Annotated in this window: 16 protein-coding genes, 1 tRNA gene and 1 pseudogene; 10 read left to right on the plus strand and 8 right to left on the minus strand. The window is 61.7% G+C overall.

Annotation, left to right across the window (positions count from 1 at the left end):
- Window position 1: 1 nt before the first annotated feature.
- Entirely contained in the window at window positions 2–1,099 is a 1,098-nt protein-coding gene (locus N7E02_RS12745; RefSeq protein ID WP_374730689.1) for a D-alanyl-D-alanine carboxypeptidase family protein, read from the minus strand.
- A 152-nt stretch (window positions 1,100–1,251) separates the two neighbouring features.
- On the opposite strand from N7E02_RS12745, the gene N7E02_RS12750 reads away from it, so the two are divergent.
- Window positions 1,252–2,415 carry a M20 aminoacylase family protein gene (locus N7E02_RS12750; RefSeq protein ID WP_286582313.1) on the plus strand — a complete coding sequence of 388 codons (1,164 nt, stop codon included), beginning with the start codon at window positions 1,252–1,254 and terminating at the stop codon, window positions 2,413–2,415.
- Window positions 2,416–2,484: 69 nt separating this feature from the next.
- Window positions 2,485–2,561, plus strand: a tRNA-Arg gene (locus tag N7E02_RS12755).
- 19 nt (window positions 2,562–2,580) lie between these two features.
- On the opposite strand, the gene N7E02_RS12760 is transcribed toward N7E02_RS12755, so the two are convergent.
- Together N7E02_RS12760 and N7E02_RS12765 are read right to left on the minus strand one after the other, a co-directional pair.
- A complete protein-coding gene (locus N7E02_RS12760) occupies window positions 2,581–4,509 on the minus strand; it encodes a hybrid sensor histidine kinase/response regulator (RefSeq protein WP_286583800.1) in 1,929 nt (642 codons plus the stop codon).
- Between the two features lie 115 nt (window positions 4,510–4,624).
- The gene (locus tag N7E02_RS12765; protein ID WP_286582314.1) at window positions 4,625–5,359 is read right to left on the minus strand and encodes a helix-turn-helix domain-containing protein; all 735 of its coding nucleotides are present in this window, start codon (window positions 5,357–5,359) and stop codon (window positions 4,625–4,627) included.
- Window positions 5,360–5,475: 116 nt separating this feature from the next.
- Here N7E02_RS12765 and N7E02_RS12770 point away from each other — a divergent pair, with 116 nt between their 5' ends.
- Window positions 5,476–6,207 (plus strand): response regulator, encoded by a 732-nt coding sequence (locus N7E02_RS12770; RefSeq protein WP_286582316.1) that lies wholly within the window; start codon window positions 5,476–5,478, stop codon window positions 6,205–6,207.
- Here the strand turns inward: N7E02_RS12770 and N7E02_RS12775 are convergent.
- From N7E02_RS12775 to N7E02_RS12790, 4 genes and pseudogenes are all read right to left on the minus strand, one after another.
- Window positions 6,180–6,359 (minus strand): hypothetical protein, encoded by a 180-nt coding sequence (locus N7E02_RS12775; protein WP_286582317.1) that lies wholly within the window; start codon window positions 6,357–6,359, stop codon window positions 6,180–6,182. The genes N7E02_RS12770 and N7E02_RS12775 overlap by 28 nt on opposite strands.
- Before the next feature lie 94 nt (window positions 6,360–6,453).
- On the minus strand, window positions 6,454–6,642 hold the full coding sequence (locus tag N7E02_RS12780; protein ID WP_286582318.1) for a hypothetical protein: 189 nt from the start codon (window positions 6,640–6,642) through the stop codon (window positions 6,454–6,456).
- An 88-nt stretch (window positions 6,643–6,730) separates the two neighbouring features.
- A complete protein-coding gene (locus tag N7E02_RS12785) occupies window positions 6,731–7,288 on the minus strand; it encodes a DUF2937 family protein (protein WP_353622911.1) in 558 nt (185 codons plus the stop codon).
- Between the two features lie 124 nt (window positions 7,289–7,412).
- Window positions 7,413–8,640: pseudogene (locus tag N7E02_RS12790) on the minus strand (FAD-dependent oxidoreductase).
- Between the two features lie 129 nt (window positions 8,641–8,769).
- Between N7E02_RS12790 and dxr the strand changes: the two are divergent.
- Window positions 8,770–9,957: a 1-deoxy-D-xylulose-5-phosphate reductoisomerase gene (gene dxr / locus N7E02_RS12795; RefSeq protein ID WP_286582320.1), complete on the plus strand. Its 1,188-nt coding sequence runs from the start codon at window positions 8,770–8,772 to the stop codon at window positions 9,955–9,957.
- 198 nt (window positions 9,958–10,155) lie between these two features.
- Here the strand turns inward: dxr and hemA are convergent, their stop codons facing one another.
- Window positions 10,156–11,370, minus strand: coding sequence for a 5-aminolevulinate synthase (hemA, locus tag N7E02_RS12800; RefSeq protein ID WP_286582321.1), 1,215 nt, complete (start codon window positions 11,368–11,370; stop codon window positions 10,156–10,158).
- Window positions 11,371–11,744: 374 nt separating this feature from the next.
- Here hemA and N7E02_RS12805 point away from each other — a divergent pair, with 374 nt between their 5' ends.
- The 6 genes from N7E02_RS12805 (at window position 11,745) to N7E02_RS12830 (ending at window position 19,325) form a co-directional block, all read left to right on the plus strand.
- Window positions 11,745–12,008, plus strand: a complete 264-nt coding sequence (locus tag N7E02_RS12805) for a YMGG-like glycine zipper-containing protein (protein WP_286582323.1) — start codon at window positions 11,745–11,747, stop codon at window positions 12,006–12,008.
- 174 nt (window positions 12,009–12,182) lie between these two features.
- Window positions 12,183–14,108 (plus strand): autotransporter assembly complex protein TamA, encoded by a 1,926-nt coding sequence (locus tag N7E02_RS12810; protein WP_286582325.1) that lies wholly within the window; start codon window positions 12,183–12,185, stop codon window positions 14,106–14,108.
- A gap of 16 nt (window positions 14,109–14,124) precedes the next feature.
- Window positions 14,125–15,408: an AsmA family protein gene (locus tag N7E02_RS12815; RefSeq protein ID WP_286582327.1), complete on the plus strand. Its 1,284-nt coding sequence runs from the start codon at window positions 14,125–14,127 to the stop codon at window positions 15,406–15,408.
- Window positions 15,306–16,094: a hypothetical protein gene (locus N7E02_RS12820; protein WP_286582328.1), complete on the plus strand. Its 789-nt coding sequence runs from the start codon at window positions 15,306–15,308 to the stop codon at window positions 16,092–16,094. The genes N7E02_RS12815 and N7E02_RS12820 overlap by 103 nt, the downstream gene beginning before the upstream one ends.
- Window positions 16,018–18,624 (plus strand): translocation/assembly module TamB domain-containing protein, encoded by a 2,607-nt coding sequence (locus N7E02_RS12825; RefSeq protein ID WP_286582329.1) that lies wholly within the window; start codon window positions 16,018–16,020, stop codon window positions 18,622–18,624. Before N7E02_RS12820 ends, N7E02_RS12825 begins: the two co-directional genes overlap by 77 nt.
- Before the next feature lie 221 nt (window positions 18,625–18,845).
- Window positions 18,846–19,325: a chemotaxis protein CheW gene (locus tag N7E02_RS12830; protein ID WP_286583801.1), complete on the plus strand. Its 480-nt coding sequence runs from the start codon at window positions 18,846–18,848 to the stop codon at window positions 19,323–19,325.
- Window positions 19,326–19,387: the final 62 nt, after the last annotated feature.

The raw sequence follows: 19,387 nt of genomic DNA on the forward strand, positions 1-19,387 counted from the left end.
ATCAGAAGGTGGGGCGCGGCACCGGGACCGGGATATTCGCGTAGGTCTTGTTGCCGATCGTCGTCGGCTCCGGCTCGCTGCCCGGGATCAGACCTGCGAAGCTGTATTGCGGCGGTCGCGTCATCTCATGGATATAGGGCGAATGCAGCACGGTCCGGCCGGCATCGTCGCGGCCTTCGCTGCGAACCTTGGCAGCCTTCGGATTGCAGATGTCCTGGCTGATGTCGTTGACATTGGCCGTGTCGCCATAGGGCGCCAGCGACGAGAGCGGCGCGCCCTGGCCGGCAGTTGAGGTGAGCCCCTGCTGCAGCAGATTGGCGGAATCATCCGCGCGTCCTGCAAGACTGTCTGCACCCAGCACAACCGAAATCACGGTGCGGCCATTGCGGGTGGCGGACGAGACCTGGTTGAAACCGGATGCGCAGATAAAGCCCGTCTTCATCCCGTCGGCGCCATCGAAGCGACCGATCAACGTGTTGAAGTTGGGATACTGCTTCTTGCCGGTATCGATACCTTCGATAGTGAAATAGCCCGCATATTGCGGATATTCGGCTTTGATGTGCAGTGCCAGGATGCCGAGGTCTCGCGCGGTCGTATACTGGCCCTTGCCGGGCAGGCCGTGCGGATTGATGAAATGCGTCGACGCCATGCCGAGGCGCTTGGCCTCCGCATTCATCATGGCAACGAACTGGTCTGTCGATCCGCCCACCGTCTCGGCAACGGCTACCGCGATATCATTGGCGGATTTTACGAGCAGGATCTTCAGGGCGCTGTCCAGCGTGAGCTTGGAGCCGGGTCTGAAATACATCTTGCTGGCTGGCTCGTCGGCAGCCTTCTTGCTCATCACAACGGTACTGTCGAGCGACAGGCGACCGCTGTTGATCGCGCGGAACGTGACATAGGCCGTCATCAATTTCGTCAGCGAGGCCGGATACCATTTCCGGAAAGCGTCCTGATGCGCGATGACCCGGCCGGTATTGGCGTCGATCAGCATGCGCGGATTGGCGGAAGCGCCGGTCGCGGAAGCAACGATACCAAACGCCGCCACGAGGCAGGCTATCCGTCTGGCGGTACGGTGGCGAATATTCGAATGCGGCAAGGTAGTTCCTCGTCTCGATGTTAACGAGTGGGGCCATTAGATGGCCTATATGACGAAGCAATGGCAAAGAAGATTGATTACGTCAATCTGTGCAGGCAGTATCGCTGAAGGAGAAGAGTCATAACCGCGTGAAGCCACTGATAGGATAAACAATGCCGATATTGAACCGCGCTGCCGAACTTCAGGGCGAAGTGACGGAGTGGCGACGATTTCTCCATCAAAACCCCGAAATTCTCTATGACGTCGACAACACCGCGGCTTTCGTGGCGGAAAAACTGCGCGAGTTCGGCGTAGATGAAATCGTCACCGGCATCGGCCGCACCGGCGTCGTCGGCATCATCCGCGGCAAGGGCGAAGGCGCCCGTACGATCGGCCTGCGCGCCGACATGGACGCCCTGCCGCTGACCGAGGTGACCGGCAAGCCCTATGCTTCGACCATTCCCGGCGCCATGCACGCCTGTGGCCACGACGGCCACACATCCATGCTGCTGGGTGCCGCGAAATATCTCTCCGAGACCCGCAATTTCAACGGCAGCGTGGCGCTGATCTTCCAGCCGGCCGAAGAAGGCGGTGCCGGCGCGCTTGCCATGGTCGAGGACGGCATGATGGAGCGCTTCGGCATCGACGAGGTCTACGGCATGCACAACATGCCGGGAATTCCGCTCGGCCAGTTCGCCATCCGCAAGGGCGGCATCATGGCGGCGCCCGACCGTTTCACCATCACCATCAGCGGGCGCGGTGGGCATGCCGCGCAGCCCCACAAGACGATCGACCCGATCTTCATCGGCTCGCAGCTGGTCGGCAGCCTGCAGGCGATCGCCGCACGCAATTCCGATCCGGTCCAGTCGGTGGTGATTTCCGTTACCCGCTTCGATGCCGGTACGACCCACAACATTATCCCCGACAAGGCGACGATCATGGGCACGGTGCGCACGCTAAGTGAAGAAACCCGCGATCTTGCCGAAAACCGCATCCGCCAGATCGTCGAAGGCATTGTCGGCGCCCATGGCGCGGAGGCGACCATAGACTACTACCGCCAGTGCCCCGTCACCTTCAACCACGACCTGGAGACCGATCACGCGATCAGCGTCGCGACGGAAGTCGTCGGCACGAACAATGTCGACCCCAACGTGGACCCGACCATGGCCGGCGAGGATTTTGCCTTCATGCTGAAGAAGCGCCCCGGCGCCTTCATCTTCATCGGCAACGGCGAGACCGCGCCACTCCACAACCCCCATTACGATTTCGACGACGAGGCTATCGCCTACGGCATTTCCTATTGGGTGCGTCTGACGGAGAAACGCCTGACGGAGTAACGAGGCCGGGCGGATCCCCGCAAAAGGGCTTGGCTAATCCAGCCGGCTTTTGTATGGGTGGCATCAAGTGGTCCCATAGCTCAGTAGGATAGAGCGCAGGATTCCTAATCCTGAGGCCGATGGTTCGAATCCATCTGGGATCACCACCATTTCCGTCAAAATCCGTTAGTCCAGCAGTTCTCGCAGTCGCAAGGCAAGTTCCCGTGCTGTGTAGGGCTTTTGCAGCCAGCTGCCCGAGAGCGCAAGCTCGCGGCCTGCGATCGCCGGCTCGGCGTATCCTGACGTGAACAGGACCTTGATATGGGGCCGTTCGCTACGGACCCGGTCGGCCAGCTCGTCACCGGTCATGCCGCCCGGCATCACCACATCGGTGAACAACAGCTGGATATCCGCGTGACGCTCAAGTTGCTCCAGCGCCTGCGTTCCATTCTCCGCCTCGATGACGGAATAGCCAAAGCTTGTCAGCCGCGAGACTGCCACGCGCCGCACGCGGGCGTCGTCTTCCACCACGAGAATGGTTTCGCTTCCGCCGGGCGGCGGGCTCGGCAACTGGCCGGCCTGCGCTTCTCGCGTCTCGCTATCGACGCTACGCTGCGCCGCCGGCAGGAACATCCTGATCGAGGTCCCCTGCCCCGGCTCGCTATAGATCTGGATATTGCCGCCGGACTGCCGGGCGAAGCCATAGACCATGCTCAAGCCCAGCCCCGTTCCGGCACCGAGACCCTTGGTGGTGAAGAAGGGCTCGAAGGCTTTCTCCTTCACCTCCGGCGTCATGCCGCTGCCGGTATCGGTGACGGCGATGAGCACGAAATCTCCTGTACGGACATTCGGATACATCTGCGCATAATCGACATCGAGCTTCACGCGGGAAATTTCCAGCGTCAGCTTTCCGCCCCGGGACATCGCGTCACGGGCATTGATGACGAGGTTCAGCAACGCATTCTGCAGCTGCGACCCGTCGACCAGTGCTTCGTTGGACGTGCCGCTAACCACGGTCTTGAATTCGATGGCCTCGCCGAGCGTCCGCCGCATCAGCTCGGAAAAGCTCGACACGAGCTGCCCGACATCGACGAGCGCCGGATTGAGCGGCTGCCGGCGCCCGAAGGCCAGAAGCTGGCCGGTGAGTTTTGCACCATCGTCCGCCGCCGACTGGGCCTCCTGCAGCAGAACCCGAAGGTTCGGGTCAGACAGCCTGTATTCCATCATTTCCAGATTGCCGCTGATGACGGTCAGCAGATTGTTAAAATCATGCGCCAGGCCGCCGGTCAGCTGCCCGATCGCTTCCATCTTCTGCGATTGCCGCAGCTCCTCCTCGATCTTGTGGCGGCTCGTCAGATCGCGGATGAAGCCGGTGAAGATGCGCCGACCATTGGTGCGCGCTTCGCCGACGGAAAGCTCCATCGGGAATGTCGATCCATCCTTGCGCAGCCCCGTCACGACACGGCCATAACCGATGATGCGGCGCTCGCCGGTCGTCAGGTAACGGGAGATATAGTCGTCATGCGCCGTGCGGTCCGGGTTGGGCATCAGCACCTTGACGTTCTGACCGCAGACCTCGTCGGCCAGGTAGCCGAACAGGCGCTCGGCCGCCGCGCTGAACGAATTGATGATCCCGGCATCGTCGATGACGATCATCGATTCCGGAACTGTATCGAGGATGGAGCGAAGATGCGCCTCCCGTTCCGCCAAATCGTTCTGCACCCGTTTCATCTCGGTCACGTCATTGTTGGTCTGAATGATGATCGATCCGGCTTTGGCCGAGAGCACCGCTTCCACCCATCGGCTTGCGATGAACACGAAACGGCCGTCCCGCGTGCGATGCTCGACCTCGCCTTGCCAGGTCTTGTGGAGCGCGACATGCCCGCGGATTTCCTCCAGCGGCACCGGAAAGCGCGTCTGCAGCAGCTGATGGACCGTCTGCCCGACGGCCTCCTCGCTCGACCAGCCATAGAGCGCTTCGCAACCGGCGCTCCAGCGGATGATGACGCCATCGGCCCCATGGACGATGATATTGGCATCGTCGAGCAGTCTGATCACGGCATCGAGCTGAGCCTGAGTGGTTAGATCGGTGGCGCTATTGTCCTGCATCGGCATCCTGGCTGCTTCTGAAGCGCGCGGCGATTCTGCGAATTCGCTCGTCACGCTTCAGATCTTTGTTCCATCGCATGTCGATGCCGCAAAACCGCGGTACACTTTTGCGCGACATGCTTCAGTGATGACGCTTCTCCTGAAGCCCCATCGCGTGGCCGTATTCATCGTCGTCTCCTGCCAATTGTGCAAGCACCATCGGCTTGATGATCTTGATGGAATGACGTCCGACGCAGCCGAGCACGCCCTTGGCCGCAAGCTTGGTGATCGTACGCGACACGGTCTCGATCGTCAGGCCTAAATAATCCGCCATGTCCTGGCGGGTCATCGGCAGCTGGACGAGAGCCTGCGCCACCCCGGCGAAAGAGGCCCGGCGGGCATGCTTGACCAGGAAGGTGCAGAGACGCTCCTCGGCATTCTTGCACGACAGCAGCACCATCTGGTCCTGCGCCGCTGCCATCTCGTCGCAGACGCGTTCGAAGACTTGGCTGCGCAGCTCGTCCGATTCGCTGACCGCCGCCTCGAAGGCGCGGCGCGTCAGGCGGCGGACCTTCGTCGGCACGATCGCTTCGGCACCATAGAGATACTTGCCCTTCAGCGACACGCCGATGAGGTCGCCCTCGTAGACGAAGCCGGTGATGACGCGGCGGCCATCGGCGATGATCCGGAATATGCGCAGCGCACCTTCGGCCAGTTCGAACACATGCTTGGCATCGTCACCCTCGAAGAACAGCGACTGGCCGGGCTGCAGCTGCTCGGCCGGCTGGCGCGCAAACAGAGCGCCCAGCGTTTCCGGTTCTTCCTCACGCAGAAGGTTTGCAGTGTTGAGTTCGCGATTATAGCTGGTGAGAAACATGCTTTGGGCCCCGTCATTCGATGGGGGCAGTTGACCCGCTGCGCGTAACGCGCGAATGCTACGGGGGTAATAGACGGTTCGAATTGGTAACAGTTTGTAACGGCCTGGCCTGCTGAATGTCTTTTGATCAAATCCACGCGACGCACCTTCTTGTCGTCGACGACGATCCCCGTATCCGCCAGATGCTCACTCGTTATTTCGAGGGAGAAGGATATCGGGTCACCACTGCCGGTGATGGCGTCGAAATGGACGTCGCCATGCAACAGGACGGTTTTGATGCCGTGCTGCTCGATCTCTCCTTGCCCGGAGGGCGCGACGGGCTGGACCTTGCGCGCGATATCCGCGCCAGTTCCGACATCCCGATCATGATGCTGACCGGCCGCGACGATGTGGTTGACCGCATCATCGGCATCGAGATCGGCGCGGACGACTATATCGCCAAGCCCTTTCACCTGCGCGAAGTCCATGCCCGGCTGAAATCCATTCTTCGTCGCCGGCAGCCGGCAAACGCGAAACCGGCGCAACAGCAGGAAGACGCAATCATCAGCTTCGAGGGCTGGTCGCTCAACACATCACGTCGCCAGCTTCTCGATCCGGATGGACGCGAGGTCGAGCTGACGACCGGCGAGTTCGACATGCTGGCAGCCTTCCTCGGCCATGCCGGGCGCGTGCTCACCCGCGATTTTCTCATGGACCTGACGCGCGGTCGCCAGCTGGAAGCCTTCGACCGGACGATCGATGCGCAGATCGTCAGGCTCAGACGCAAGATCGAGGCGGATCCTCAACATCCGCAGCTCATCAAGGCGGTGCGCGGCGTCGGCTACATCTTCACCGGCCGGATAGGCTGATCCGGTTCGTCGTTACCGTCTATCGTCAAGATGATGCCGTGGTCCCAAGGGCCATGCTCCAGATAGTCGGTCAGGGTCGACCAACTGGATGGAATGGCGGTCCAGACATGGACAAGGCCGCATCCCTCCGCGACTGCATAACTCTTCGCCACGTCAAGTAGATCGCGCTCAATCTCCCGACTGTCTAGAAGGCCAGCCGCCAGGAGCAGTGGAACCTCCAGTTGACGACGGCGATCTCCTCGCCCCTTACCGCGACATGGCATATGCCGCGAACATACCCTCCCCATCCTTCGCCACGAACCAGGCCTTGCGCAGATCTTTCGAAGCCGTCAGCGCTGCCCAGTGACTAGGCTCCAGCCCCGACATGGCGCGTTCGATCAGCGCATAGGCGCGGGACGTATCACGGGAATTCATCCTGGAGATCTTGAACGCCATGCACCGATCCGCGTCGTTGTGCGGTCGCCATGGCCGACACTCGATCCGGCGATGTTGCACGTTGCAGACGGGCAGGCTTTGACGCCGGTCAATGACGGGCTTTTGGGTATGGCTCGGAAAATACCTGGCGCTCGGCACGCGACGTCGTCATTGGCGCGGCCCGGCCACGGGATCGGCCACCGATCATCGCGGTCGCACGGAAAACGACGAGAAGGATGACCGCGACCATCAAGCCGACGACGGCACCGAGCACAGCCCAGACAAGGCCGGCAATGCTCACCGGCACGCCAGGCACGAAATCGCGCCATGCATTGGCAAGTGTAGCGGGATCCGGGTTCCGGGCGACGACCAGCGGCCGTAGGATCGGCGATGTCGAGGCTAGGTGCAGCATCTGATCTGATAGGCTCTCATAGCGATCGAATGTATGGCGCATGGAATCGCCCTGGCTGCGCAGGAACTGCTCGGGCGAAACGGCATAGATGTTGAGTGCCGCCTGCCGCTCCAGCCCGGCGTGGTTTGCCTGCTCGTCGAAATTCTGGATGATCGTCGTCAGTTCATCGATCGCGCCGCCGAGGCGCTGGCGATATTGCTGCGTCAGTTCCGGGGCCTGCGAAAACACCACCGCACCGGCTATGGCGACCAGCAAAATCAGAACTCGACGAAAAAGACGCATGCCGGACCCCGGTTGATACCGGGGATCAACGGCGAAGAATAGCAAAGGTTGCAAACAAAAGCCCGCAAAGGGCAATTAGAGCGCCGGCGAAAGCTGATCAGGCGCGGGACTTGGGCGCCTTTACATGCTCCATGCGGAAGCCCATGCCCATCAGCCGTCCGGCCAGATGCGCAAGCACCGGCCACCGGGCAATGCCGCGGATGAAGGCCGGCGGCCCCTTGCGCTTGGCTTCCTCCCTCATCCTTGCGACGGCTGCTGCGCATCATCAGCTGCATCTTCTGCGTCGCCTTCGTCGGGAACCTGCGGCGCTTTTCGACGGCGGCCAGATCGGCATCCGTCAGCCGACCTTCCCGAAGCGGGGCCGCCAGAATGTTGGCCGCGGCCACGGCATCTTGGATGGCGAGGTTGACGCCCACCCCGCCGATCGGCGACATCGCATGCGCCGCATCGCCGATGCAGATCAGCCCCGGTCGCCACCATTGCGCCAGCCGATCGATGCGAACGGTGAGCAGGCTTGTATCGTCAAAGGAGCGCAGTTCCTCGACACGATCCGTGGGAAGCGGCGAGACGTCGGCCACCATCCTGCGAAACGCTCCGATGCCCTGGCTCTGGATCTCGGCAAACGTGGTCTTGCGAACCACGAAGCCGCATTGCCAGTAGTCGCCGCGATCGATCAACACGAAACCCTGGCGCGGGCCGGCATGGCCCATCACCTCGTTCGGATCGCCCGCCTGCTTGGAGAGCTTCATCCAGATGACTTCGCTCGGCACACCAAAACTTTCGACGACGAGACCCGCCTTCTGGCGCACGATCGAATTGCGCCCGTCGGCCCCGACGACGAGATCGGCCTCGATCTCGATATTGCGCTCGGGCGTACGGATGATGAGACCCTCGACCTTCCCGTCGCGCTTCCTGACCTCCGTCACCTCGGCCTGCATGATCAGCCTGAAATTGGGATAGCCGCTCGCCTGTGCGGCCAGGAAATTGAGAAAATCCCATTGCGGCATGAAGGCGATGAAACGGTTCTTCAGCGGCAGTTTGGAAAAGTCCGCGATTGTGATCGTCCGCCCGCCCATCTCGGCCGACAGCTTTTCCGCACGCGTGTGCGGCAGTGCCAGGAAATCGTCGATCAGCCCAAGTTCCTCGATGACCTGAAGGGTCGACGGATGGATCGTGTCGCCGCGAAAGTCGCGCAGGAAATCCGCATGTTTCTCGACCACAGTCACGTCGACGCCGGCGCGTGCAAGGAGGAAGCCCAGCATGAGCCCGGCAGGGCCCGCACCGGCGACGACGCATGTCGTCCTGATCGTCTCGTTTTCACTCATCGCTCCATTTCGCTCCCATTTTGGCCGAGATCAAGCCGCAGATGGTCGCATTCGGCAGCCTAAAAGCTGGACTTGTGGCGGGCGGCATTCACTTGTAGACCAGCGGCAATTGGTTGAATGGATCATCGCATGGCAGAAATCGAACGGCGTCGCATCAGTGTTCTCGGCTCGACCGGATCGATCGGCGTCAACACTCTCGACGTCCTGCAGCAGCTTGGCGGACGTGACACCTTCGACGTGGTCGCCGTGACCGGTCACAGCAATGTGGCGCTTCTCGCGGAACAGGCGAAGACTTCAGGCGCCGCTTTTGCGGTGACAGCCGATGAACACCAGTACGCAGCCCTCAAGGACGCACTTGCCGGCACGGGCATCGAAGTCGCCGCCGGTCGGGAGGCACTTGTCGAGGCGGGTCAGCGCGACGCCGATTGGGTCATGGCCGCAATCGTCGGCACGGCCGGCCTTGCGCCGACGCTGGCAGCCGCCGAGCGCGGCGCCGATATCGCGCTCGCCAACAAGGAATGCCTGGTCTCGGCCGGCGATCTTTTCGTCAAGGCAGTCGCAGAAGGTGGTGGGCGGCTCATTCCGGTCGACAGCGAGCACAGCGCCATCTTCCAGTCCCTGGAGGACGACCAGCACCATGCCGTCGAGCGTATCGTGCTCACCGCATCCGGCGGCCCGTTCCGCACCTGGAGCCGGGAGCAGATGGCCGGCGTGACGGCGGAGATTGCCCGCGCCCATCCGAACTGGTCGATGGGCCTGAAGATCTCGATCGGCAGCGCCTCGATGTTCAACAAGGCGCTGGAGATGATCGAGGCGAAGCACCTGTTCAACGTGCGGCCGGACCAGATCGAGGTCATCGTCCATCCGCAGTCGATCATACATTCGATGGTCGGCTATACCGACGGCTCGGTGCTGGCACAGCTCGGCTGCCCGGACATGCGCACCGCGATCGGCTATGCGCTGACCTATCCCGACCGGCCGAAGCTCGATGTCGAGCGGCTGGATTTCGCCAAGCTCGCAAGGCTCGATTTCGAGGCACCGGATGAAGTGCGGTTCCCGGCGCTGCGTCTTGCCCGTACCGCCATGGAGCGTGGCGGCGTCCAGGGCGCCGTCATGAACGCGGCCGAAGAGATTTCCTTCCACGCCTTCTGCGACGGCCGCATCGGCTTCCTGCAGATGGCCGACATCGCCGAACAGGTGATGGAGGAAATGGTGGGCTATAGCGCCGCCATGACGATGGACGACGTCTTTGCAGCGGATGCCGAGGCCCGCCGCCGTGCGGCCGATGCGATTGTCGTCAAGGAAATGGCGGCTTAGGAAAATCCTCACTTGCGATTTCTAAGACTTAGCTAAAGCTAAGATCTTGAAATCGCTTTCTCTCCACGAAGGGGAGAGATAAAGGCGCCGCGTCAGCCGCGAGTCTACCTCTCCCTTGGTGGGAGGGGTTACAAAATCAGCATCTTAGCCAAAGGCTAAGTGCTAGATTTTGTTGGTGAGGGGTATGAGGCCGCCTGATCACGCCACGTGCCGGGCGAGCGCACAGCGCGACCACAGCTGGTGCAGCGAGCTGACCAGATGCTCGATATCGGCATCGGTGTGCAGCGGCGTCGGGGTGATGCGCAGGCGCTCGGTCTTGCGCGGCACGGTCGGATAGTTGATCGGCTGCACATAGACATTGCAGGTATCGAGCAGGATATCCGAGATCCATTTGCACTTGGCCGCATCGCCGACCATGACCGGCACGATATGGCTCGGGTTCGGCATATGCGGAATGCCTTGGCGATCGAGAAGGCCGCGAAGCTTGCGGACGCGTTCCTGGTGGCGCGCACGCTCGAACTGGCTGACCTTCAGGTGCCGGATCGAGGCGACGGCCCCGGCCGCGATCGTCGGCGGGATCGCCGTCGTGAAGATGAAGCCGGACGCGAAGGACCGGATGAAATCACAGAGTGCAGCCGATGCCGCGATATAGCCGCCCATGACGCCGAATGCCTTGCCGAGAGTGCCTTCGATGATCGTCAGGCGATCCATCAGACTTTCGCGCTCGGCAATGCCGCCGCCGCGCGGGCCGTACATGCCGACAGCATGGACTTCGTCGAGATAGGTCATCGCGCCGTACTTGTCGGCGAGATCGCAGATTTCCTTGATCGGCGCGATATCGCCATCCATCGAATAGACGCTCTCGAACGCGATCATCTTCGGCGCCTTCGGATCGGCGGCAGCAAGCTTCGCCTCGAGATCTTCGAGGTCATTATGCTTCCAGATCACCCGGTCGCATTTCGCATAACGGATGCCTTCGATCATCGACGCGTGGTTCAATGCGTCGGAGAAAATGATGAGGCCGGGGATCTTCTGGCCGAGCGTACCGAGCGTCGCCCAGTTGGAGATATAACCGGAGGTGAAGACCAGCGCCGATTCCTTGCCGTGCAGATCGGCGAGTTCGCGCTCGAGAAGAACGTGGTAGTGCGTGGTACCAGAAATATTCCGGGTGCCTCCCGCACCCGCGCCACAGTGATCGATGGCTTCGTGCATCGCCTGCAGCACGGCCGGGTGCTGGCCCATGCCGAGATAATCGTTGGAACACCAGACGGTTACTTCCTTGGTGCCGTCAGGCGTGTGATGGGTCGCACGGGGAAACTGGCCACGGTTGCGTTCGAGGTCGGCGAAAACGCGGTATCGGCCCTCCTGATGAAGTCCGTCCAGCTCGCTCTTGAAAAATGCCTCGAAATCCATGCCACACTCCAGAACCTGCGCAGTTTTTGGCTCTTTGCCGCTCTCTTAGTCAACCGGAAAGAGATGATTTAAACCTGCCTGCGGCAAATGGCCCATTTTTTTGAATTATTCCAATCCAAATCTTAGCGCTACCCAAAATGTGAAGATTGACTCATGTCAAGTTCGAGCCAAAAACCCGCATAAATGGTGATTGTAACGCATAGGATACACGCAGCTTTTACAATCCTACGCCTTAAATAGCGACAAGGTATCGGAATAAAATCAGATAGCCTGATATGGACTCTTAATGGTCGAGAACTATTGTTCCGACCACTCGCCCTCCCTTGCCACCGGCAATGATCCGAGGTGCGGCAGTGTGAAGGCTGGAGGAAGCCATGAAGAAAGTCATAATGTTAGTGCTCTTTGGCGCATCGCTCGCAAGCTGCACCGCCACGGAGAAAGGTGCCGGCATCGGCGCCGCGTCGGGCGCCATCATTGGCGGCGCAGTCACCGGCAATGTTCGCGGCGCGGCCGTGGGTGCAGCCATCGGCGGCGTTTCGGGTGCCGTGATTGGCAATGTCTCGGAACAGCCGGGCCAGTGCTACTACCGTGACCGCTATGGCCGTCGCTATATCGACGATTGCCCGCGCCGCTACTGATACCCAATCAGTTCCATCGTCCATTGTGGCCCCGAAGCACGCTTCGGGGCTTTTTATTTCACCAAATGATCATGCACCTAAGATCAAGGGTACCCCTTGTGGTATTTTGCGGGTACAGAAGTTCTCGACGGCCATGAGGGTCTGACCGATCAGTTGCAATATTTAAGTCTGCGTATGGAAAAGAAAAAAGCGGGGAGGACGAGCGACTGGAGCGGCCGGCGTGTCGGCGCGGCCTGCCTGCTGGCGACGACCATAGCCATTTCTCCAGCCCTCTCCAGTCAGGCCTATGCCTTCAAGATTTTCGGCATCACTCTTTTCGGAGGCGATGAAGAGACCGTCGATGTGATCGACCCCGTCCGCTATGAAGCGACGCTTGAGACGGGTGACGCCGACGCTGATCTCACCGAACGCCTGGAAAATGCATCGGCCCTGGTCAGCGACGAGGACGAACCGGTTTCCGGTGATCTCGGTGTCGTAATCAAGGCTCGTGAAGACCGCGACCGCCTTATCGCAGCCCTTTATGAGCGCGCCCGCTATGGCGGTGTCGTCCGCATCCAGGTCGCCGGCACCGATATCGACGATCTTCCGCCCAACCCGACATTCGACCACTCGAAACCCGTTCCTGTGACGATCGATGTCAAGCCGGGCCCGGAATTCACAATCGGCGCGGTGCGCTTTGAAGGCGATGCGGCAGGCAGAAACCCGGCCGACTATGATCTCGTCCCGGGTGGCGAGGCGGGCTCACTGGTGATTCTCAAGGCCGGCGAAAAACTGGTTCAGGACATCAAGGAAGAAGGCAGGCCTCTGGCCAAGCCGATGGAGCGTCAAGTCACCGCCGACCATGCCAGAAATACCGTAGATGTGGTGCTTGGCGCGAGCGGCGGCCCTGTTGCGCCATTTGGAACCGTAAGCGTCCAGGGCACGAAGACCGTCAAATCGGATTTTGTCCGCCGCTATTCACGCCTCGACAGGGGCGAACGCTATTCTCCTGAACAGTTGAAGAAGGCTTCTGAGCGCCTGCGCGAACTTGGCGTCTTTTCGAGCATCACGATCAACGAGCCGGATAGCCTTGCCGCCGACGGCTCTCTGCCGCTGATGATCGAAGTCTCCGAGGGCAAGCATAGATATTTCGGCTTCGGCCTGGAATATTCGTCGCTGGATGGCGCCGGCGTCCAGGGTTACTGGGGCCACCGTAACCTGTTCGGCGAGGCGGAATCGCTGAGGGTCGAGGGCAAGGTCTCCGGCATTGGCGCGAGCGACATCACAACCTTCGACTATTCGGCCGGCATTATCTTCACCAAGCCGGGCGCCTTCGTGCCGGAAGCCACCTTTGAATCCCGCCTTGAGGCGAAAAGCGAAAACCCGGACGCCTATCAGGCACAGTCGGTCATCTATTCCGCCGGCCTGAGCTATGAACTCAGCGAGCATGACAAACTCACCGGCGGCGGCGAGATCGCCTATTTCTGGACCGATGAGGACGCATTCGGCAAGAACGAATACCTGACCTTCAGCCTGCCAGTCTCCTACGAGCGCGACATGCGCGACAACAAGCTGGATCCGACGGAAGGCTATTACGGCACGCTTTCTGCCAAGCCGAGCTATGAAGCATTGAAGGGCAATGTCTTCTCGTCCTTCGAAGGATCTATCGCCGGCTATTACGGCCTCGGCGCCGAGGACAAGGTCGTGCTGGCCGGCAAACTAGCGGCCGGCACGTTGATAGGCACCGGCGACCTTCAGGACATTCCGGCGACGCGGCGTTTCTACCAGGGCGGCGGCGGATCGGTACGTGGGTATGCCTATCGGGAAATATCGCCCTATAATAGTAATGACGACGCGCTTGGCGGCCGATCCTACGTATTGGCCTCTTTCGAGACGCGCGTAAAAGTGACAGAGAGCATCGGTATAGTCCCGTTTGTGGACGTTGGAACCGTTGCAACCGAATTCGTGCCTGATTTCAATGATATTCGCGCAGGCGCGGGCATAGGACTTCGGTATGCGACACCCTTCGGCCCCATCCGCCTGGATGTCGCCGTCCCGCTGAACAAGTATGACGGTGGCGAATCGTTCGGTATCTATGCTGGCATCGGCCAGGCGTTCTAAGAGGCACTATTTTACTATGACATTCATCGCCCGCCTCCTGAAATGGACACTGAAGGCCGCGATTGCCGCGGTCGGCGTCCTTTTCGTCATGGCGCTCGGCGTTGTTCTCTTCGTCGCCCTGACGCCCGTCGGCGGACAGATTGCCGCAACCCGCATTTCCTCGCTGATCTCCACGCCCGACCGCGCGATTTCGTTTTCACGCCCTGAGGGCCTGCTGACGGGAGACCTGCGCGTCGACGACCTGACCCTGTCCGACAGCAAGGGTCCCTATGCCACGATCAACGGCATCGAGATCGACTGGTCGCCGACGGCGCTGATCACCGGCGAATTCCGTGCTGATCGCATTGCCGCGACCTCGGTTAACTTCATCCGCCCGCCTGAGCCAGCGGCTGCGACGACGACCTCGTCTTCATCCACCTCTTCCTCCGGCTCGCCGCTGCCCGTTGGCGTGCGCGTCGCCCAGATAGACCTGCCTGACATCAATCTCTCGCAGGCGCTGTCCGGCCGCAATTTCGCGCTGTCGCTCAAGGGCTCGATCGACGCGACCGGTCCCAATATCGCACTCGACCTTCAGGCCACCCGCAAGGACGAGCCGGATGCCAAAGCGCTCGCTGATATCGTCTATGCCCCCTCCGAAAACCGCCTGACCTTGAAGGCATCCATCTCCGAGCCCCAGGGCGGCCTGCTTGCTCGCCTGCTGCGGCTTCCCAGCGCACCCTCAGTGGAGCTTGCGCTGGATGGCGAAGGTCCTCTCTCCAATTGGGCGGGGCGGCTGAACGGTGAAGTCGACAACCAGCCGGTCATTTCCGTCAATGGCCGCCACCTGCTCGTCAACAACGGCGCCCATCGCGTCGAAGTGAAGGGCGGCGGCCAGCTCGCCACGCTGATGCCGCCGGCCTTCCGCGAACTGTTCGACGGTACGACCGATATCGATATCGCCACAACCTATTCGCCCTCGGGCCGGGTGGATTTCGAGCGCGGCCAGTTGACCTCCGGCGCCGTCCGCATCTCGGCCAAGGGCGCCTGGGACCCGGCCGGCGACAACAGCCTGACGGCAAGCCTTGCCGGGACCAACGGTCCCGTCGACGTGGCTTGGCCGATCAACGGCCAGATGAGTCATTTCTCGGTCGAGACGCTGAATGCCACGCTGACGGGTGCAGCAACCGCGGCGCGTCTTAATGCGACGGCTGCCCTCCCTTGGTGGAGCTTCCGCAAGGTCGCTTCCGCCAGATCAGGCTGCAGGCGGAGAGCGAGGATCTCGACCTCGTCACCAGGGCCGGCAGCATCCGCAGCCGCCTGACCGTCGCGGACCTCAACTTCACTAATCCTGACATCGCCCGCGTCATCCGCGGACCGGTCACGCTCGATGCGCCGCTGCGCCTCTCTCCACCGGCGATCGGCCTCGATGCAGCGACGCTTGAAAGCGCCGGCCTGAACGGCACGGTCAGCGGCGCCTATGATACGTCGAAACAGACCGTCACCGGCAATTTCCGCCTTTCGGCCAATCCTTCCGTCCTGCCGCCGGCACTTGCCTCCCGCTTCGAGGGCATGATTGCGACCGAAGGCTATGTCGACGTCGTCCAGGGCGGGCGGATGAGCCTCGAGAACCTCGTCGTCAAGTCGAATGCAGTCGAGGCCCATGGCAATGTACTGATGGAAAACGGCAACGTCGCCGGCCACCTTGCCGGACGACTGCCCGACATCAAGCGCTGGCTTGGCGATGCCGAAGGCGCCGCCGGCTTCGACATCACCGCCAAGGGTCCGTTGACCGGCGCGGCCGTCAAAGCTGTCATCAACTCCGCCGATGCACGCCTCGTCGGCCGCAAGCTGGAAGACTTGAGCTTCGTCGTCGAAGGCACCGCCGATCCGGCAGCCCCGCAGGGCCGTGTGGCCGTAAACGGCGCCATTGATGGCAAGCCGATCTCGCATCAATGCAGACGTGGCATCTTCAAACGGCGAAACCCGCGCTCCTGCGATAAACGCTGAGATCGGCCCGAACAAGCTGACCGGCGCCCTTGCATTTTCGCCGGACTTCACGCCGTCCGGTGATTTGCAATTCGATTTCCCCGATGTTTCGCTGCTCGCCGCACTCGCAGCCCAACAGGCCCAGGGCGATCTCAAGGGATCCGTGGTCTTCAACAAGACCGGGGAGACGACCGGTGCGGTGATCAAGGCGACTGGCTCCGCGCTCCGTCAGGGCGGTGCGGCATTGATCGCGCCGAACATCGACCTGACCATCCCCGACATCCGCACGATCGCAGCCCAGGGCTCCATCCGCGCAACCCGGCTCGGTACGGACTCAGTCTTCCTCGAAAACCTCGACGTCGGCCTGCGCCATAGCGGTACGACGACCGCGGTCAATCTGGCGGCCCGCTACGACAATGCACCGCTGACGACGGTCGCGACTATCGACACCGCCAATGGCCTTGCGATCGGTCTCGACAGTTTCGAGGCGACGCCGCGCAACATTCCTGTGCGGCTGGCAAACCCGACCCGGATCGTCATGGAAAACGGCAGCGCGAGACTGTCCGGCCTCACGATCGCCACCGGCTCCGGCAGCCTCGCGGTCGACGGCACCGCCGGCTCCAGCCTCGACCTGACGGCAACCATCAAGGCTCTGCCGGCAAGCCTGCTCAATACCTTCCTGCCTGCGATCAATGCCGCAGGCAGTATTTCGGGCACGATCAACGCCACGGGCACGAGTGCTGCCCCGGCCATACGCTATGATTTGGAATGGAGTGATGCCCAGCTTCGCCAGACGCGCGATGCTGGCATCAGTCCGTTTCGCATCAATGCGGCAGGCACCTTTGCAAATGGCGCAGTCGCATTAGAACAGACCCGCATCACCGGCGGCGGCGGCCTTGAAGTCACGGCCGACGGCCGCATCATTTTGAATGCCGAAGGCGGTCCGGCGCTCAACGTGAATGCCAAGGCGCGCGCCATTCCGGCCGCCATCGCCAATGCCTTCTCGCCGGGCCTCGGCGCCCGGGGCACGATATCTGGCGACGTCACCGCAACAGGCACGCCCCAGGCTCCCGCTGTGCGCTATTCGCTCCGCTGGGCGGAGGCGGCCGTTAGCCAGACCACCGGTGCTGGCGTCGCAGCAGTCGACATCACCGCGCAGGGAACGTTCCAGGATGGACGCGTCACCGTCGACACCCGCCTTTCCGGCGGTGGTGGCATTTCACTCTCTGGCGGCGGCTCCGTCGTCATCACCGGCGATCGTCCCCTCGACCTGAAATTCAACGGCAGCTTTCCCTTCTCGGTTCTGGCGGGACAGCTCGCCGCTCAAGGTTTCGTTCTGCAGGGCGCCGGCCGTGTAGACCTTGCCGTCGGCGGTCCAGCCGCGTCTCCCGCGATCACCGGCACGTTCGCCACGTCCGGCGCGCAGCTGATCGATGTCAGGCGCAACCTTGCGATCAACAATCTGGCGGCCAACGTGGCGCTGGACGGACGCACGGCACGGCTTTCCGGGATCAACGGCACGCTCTCCACGGGCGGCACGGTATCCGTCGACGGCACCGTCGGCATCGAACCAGGTTCCGGCTTCCCCGCCGACATCACAGTCCGGCTTGCCAAGGCTGCCTATGCGGACGGCACGCTCTTCGCGGTCACGGCCGACGGCACCCTGACGCTGACCGGCCCCCTAACATCCGGTCCTACGCTCGCCGGTGCGGTCACGCTGGTCAAGGCTGCGATCACCGTTCCGGCCAAGCTGCCGAGCTCGCTCTCCTCGATCGACATCCGCCACCGCAACGCACCGGCTGACGTTCTTCGCCAGATGGAAGAAATCCGCCCGAAGCAGGCTCAGGGCAGCTCCAACCCGATGAAGCTTGACCTGCGCATCAACGCGCCAAACGGTATTTTCGTGCGCGGACGCGGCATCGATGCGGAACTCGGCGGCGAACTGACGGTTGCCGGCACCGCCGTCGCGCCGCAGGTTTCCGGCGGCTTCGAGATGCGCCGCGGCCGTATCGTCATCCTGACCAAGCGCCTTGACTTCACCCGTGGCGACATCACCTTCGGCGGTGGTCTCGTCCCGGTTCTAGATATGTCGGCCGACACCACTTCCGGCCAGACGACGATTACGGTCGGCGTCACCGGTCTGGCGGACGATCCGACGATTGCCTTCACCTCCTCGCCGGCCCTGCCGCAGGACGAGGTTCTGGCGCAGCTGATCTTCGGCCAGTCCATGTCGCGCCTGTCTCCCCTGCAGATCGCCCAGCTGGCGGATGCGGTGAGCCAGCTTGCCGGCGGCGGCTCGACTTCACTCCTTCAGACGCTGCGCAGCAATCTCGGTGTCGACGATCTCGACATCAACACCGACTCGACCGGCCAGACCACGGTGTCGGTCGGCCGCTACATCAACAACCGGACCTACATCCAGGTTGAGCAGGGCGGTCAGAACGGCGCACAGGCGACCATCAATCTCGATGTCGGCCGAGGCGTGAAGCTGAAGGCCGGTGCGGGAAGCGAAGGCGGCACTGCCGGCATCTTCTACGAAAAGGAATACTGAGCGGCTCCTCGCTCTTTTCTTGGTCGATGCTTGCGAGCTGCGAAGAAATCAATCTTTGCGGCCAACAGTTTAGGTTTGAGCAATAATCGCCGGCTATAATCCATCGTGCGCGTCTTGAGATCTCGCTTGCGAACGACGACACGCGGACGTGATGGTATCCGGTTGCCCAAACTTTCTGGCACCACCGTCGCGGGGGCAACGGAGACCTGGGACAGACAATGATGGCAACCACGATCAATTCGACAATGTACAGCGGCGAAGTGCTGGAAATCATCGCCTTCCGCCTGCACGATCAGGAATTCTGCGTCAAGACGACCACGATCCGCGAAATCCGCGGCTGGGCTCCGTCGACGCCTCTCCCGCACGCCCCGAAAGATGTTATCGGCGTCATGAACCTGCGCGGTTCGGTCATTCCGATCATTGATCTGGCCTACAAGCTCGGCATGAAGAGCACCGTTGCAAACGAGCGCAGCGCCATCGTTGTCGCAGAAGTTCACAACATGGTCATCGGCATGCTGGTGGATCGCGTGTCCGACATCCTGACCATCCCGTCGAGCCAAGTTCAGCCGGTTCCGGAAGTTTCCGCCTCCTTCGACAAGTCCTTCTCGGAAGGCATCATCGCCAACGAGACCGGCATGATCTGCTTCCTGAACCTATCCAAGATGTTCAAGGGCAGCGAGATGGAAGACATCGCCGCGTAAGGTGCCGTCCGCTTCCCTCGCTCGAAAAAAGCCGCCTCCGGGCGGCTTTATTTTTTGTCCGG

The organism is Terrirhizobium terrae (genome assembly GCF_030323265.1).
Classification (GTDB): Bacteria; Pseudomonadota; Alphaproteobacteria; order Rhizobiales; family Rhizobiaceae; genus Neorhizobium.

Excerpts from the sequence above, each read along its gene's own strand:
- N7E02_RS12750 (WP_286582313.1), top strand. The coding sequence starts at position 1,252 with ATGCCGATATTGAACCGCGCTGCCGAACTTCAGGGCGAAGTGACGGAG.
- N7E02_RS12760 (WP_286583800.1), bottom strand. The coding sequence starts at position 4,509 with ATGCCGATGCAGGACAATAGCGCCACCGATCTAACCACTCAGGCTCAG.
- N7E02_RS12765 (WP_286582314.1), bottom strand. The coding sequence starts at position 5,359 with ATGTTTCTCACCAGCTATAATCGCGAACTCAACACTGCAAACCTTCTG.
- N7E02_RS12770 (WP_286582316.1), top strand. The coding sequence starts at position 5,476 with ATGTCTTTTGATCAAATCCACGCGACGCACCTTCTTGTCGTCGACGAC.
- N7E02_RS12780 (WP_286582318.1), bottom strand. The coding sequence starts at position 6,642 with ATGGCGTTCAAGATCTCCAGGATGAATTCCCGTGATACGTCCCGCGCC.
- dxr (WP_286582320.1), top strand. The coding sequence starts at position 8,770 with ATGGCAGAAATCGAACGGCGTCGCATCAGTGTTCTCGGCTCGACCGGA.
- hemA (WP_286582321.1), bottom strand. The coding sequence starts at position 11,370 with ATGGATTTCGAGGCATTTTTCAAGAGCGAGCTGGACGGACTTCATCAG.
- N7E02_RS12805 (WP_286582323.1), top strand. The coding sequence starts at position 11,745 with ATGAAGAAAGTCATAATGTTAGTGCTCTTTGGCGCATCGCTCGCAAGC.
- N7E02_RS12810 (WP_286582325.1), top strand. The coding sequence starts at position 12,183 with ATGGAAAAGAAAAAAGCGGGGAGGACGAGCGACTGGAGCGGCCGGCGT.
- N7E02_RS12815 (WP_286582327.1), top strand. The coding sequence starts at position 14,125 with ATGACATTCATCGCCCGCCTCCTGAAATGGACACTGAAGGCCGCGATT.
- N7E02_RS12825 (WP_286582329.1), top strand. The coding sequence starts at position 16,018 with ATGGCAAGCCGATCTCGCATCAATGCAGACGTGGCATCTTCAAACGGC.
- N7E02_RS12830 (WP_286583801.1), top strand. The coding sequence starts at position 18,846 with ATGGCAACCACGATCAATTCGACAATGTACAGCGGCGAAGTGCTGGAA.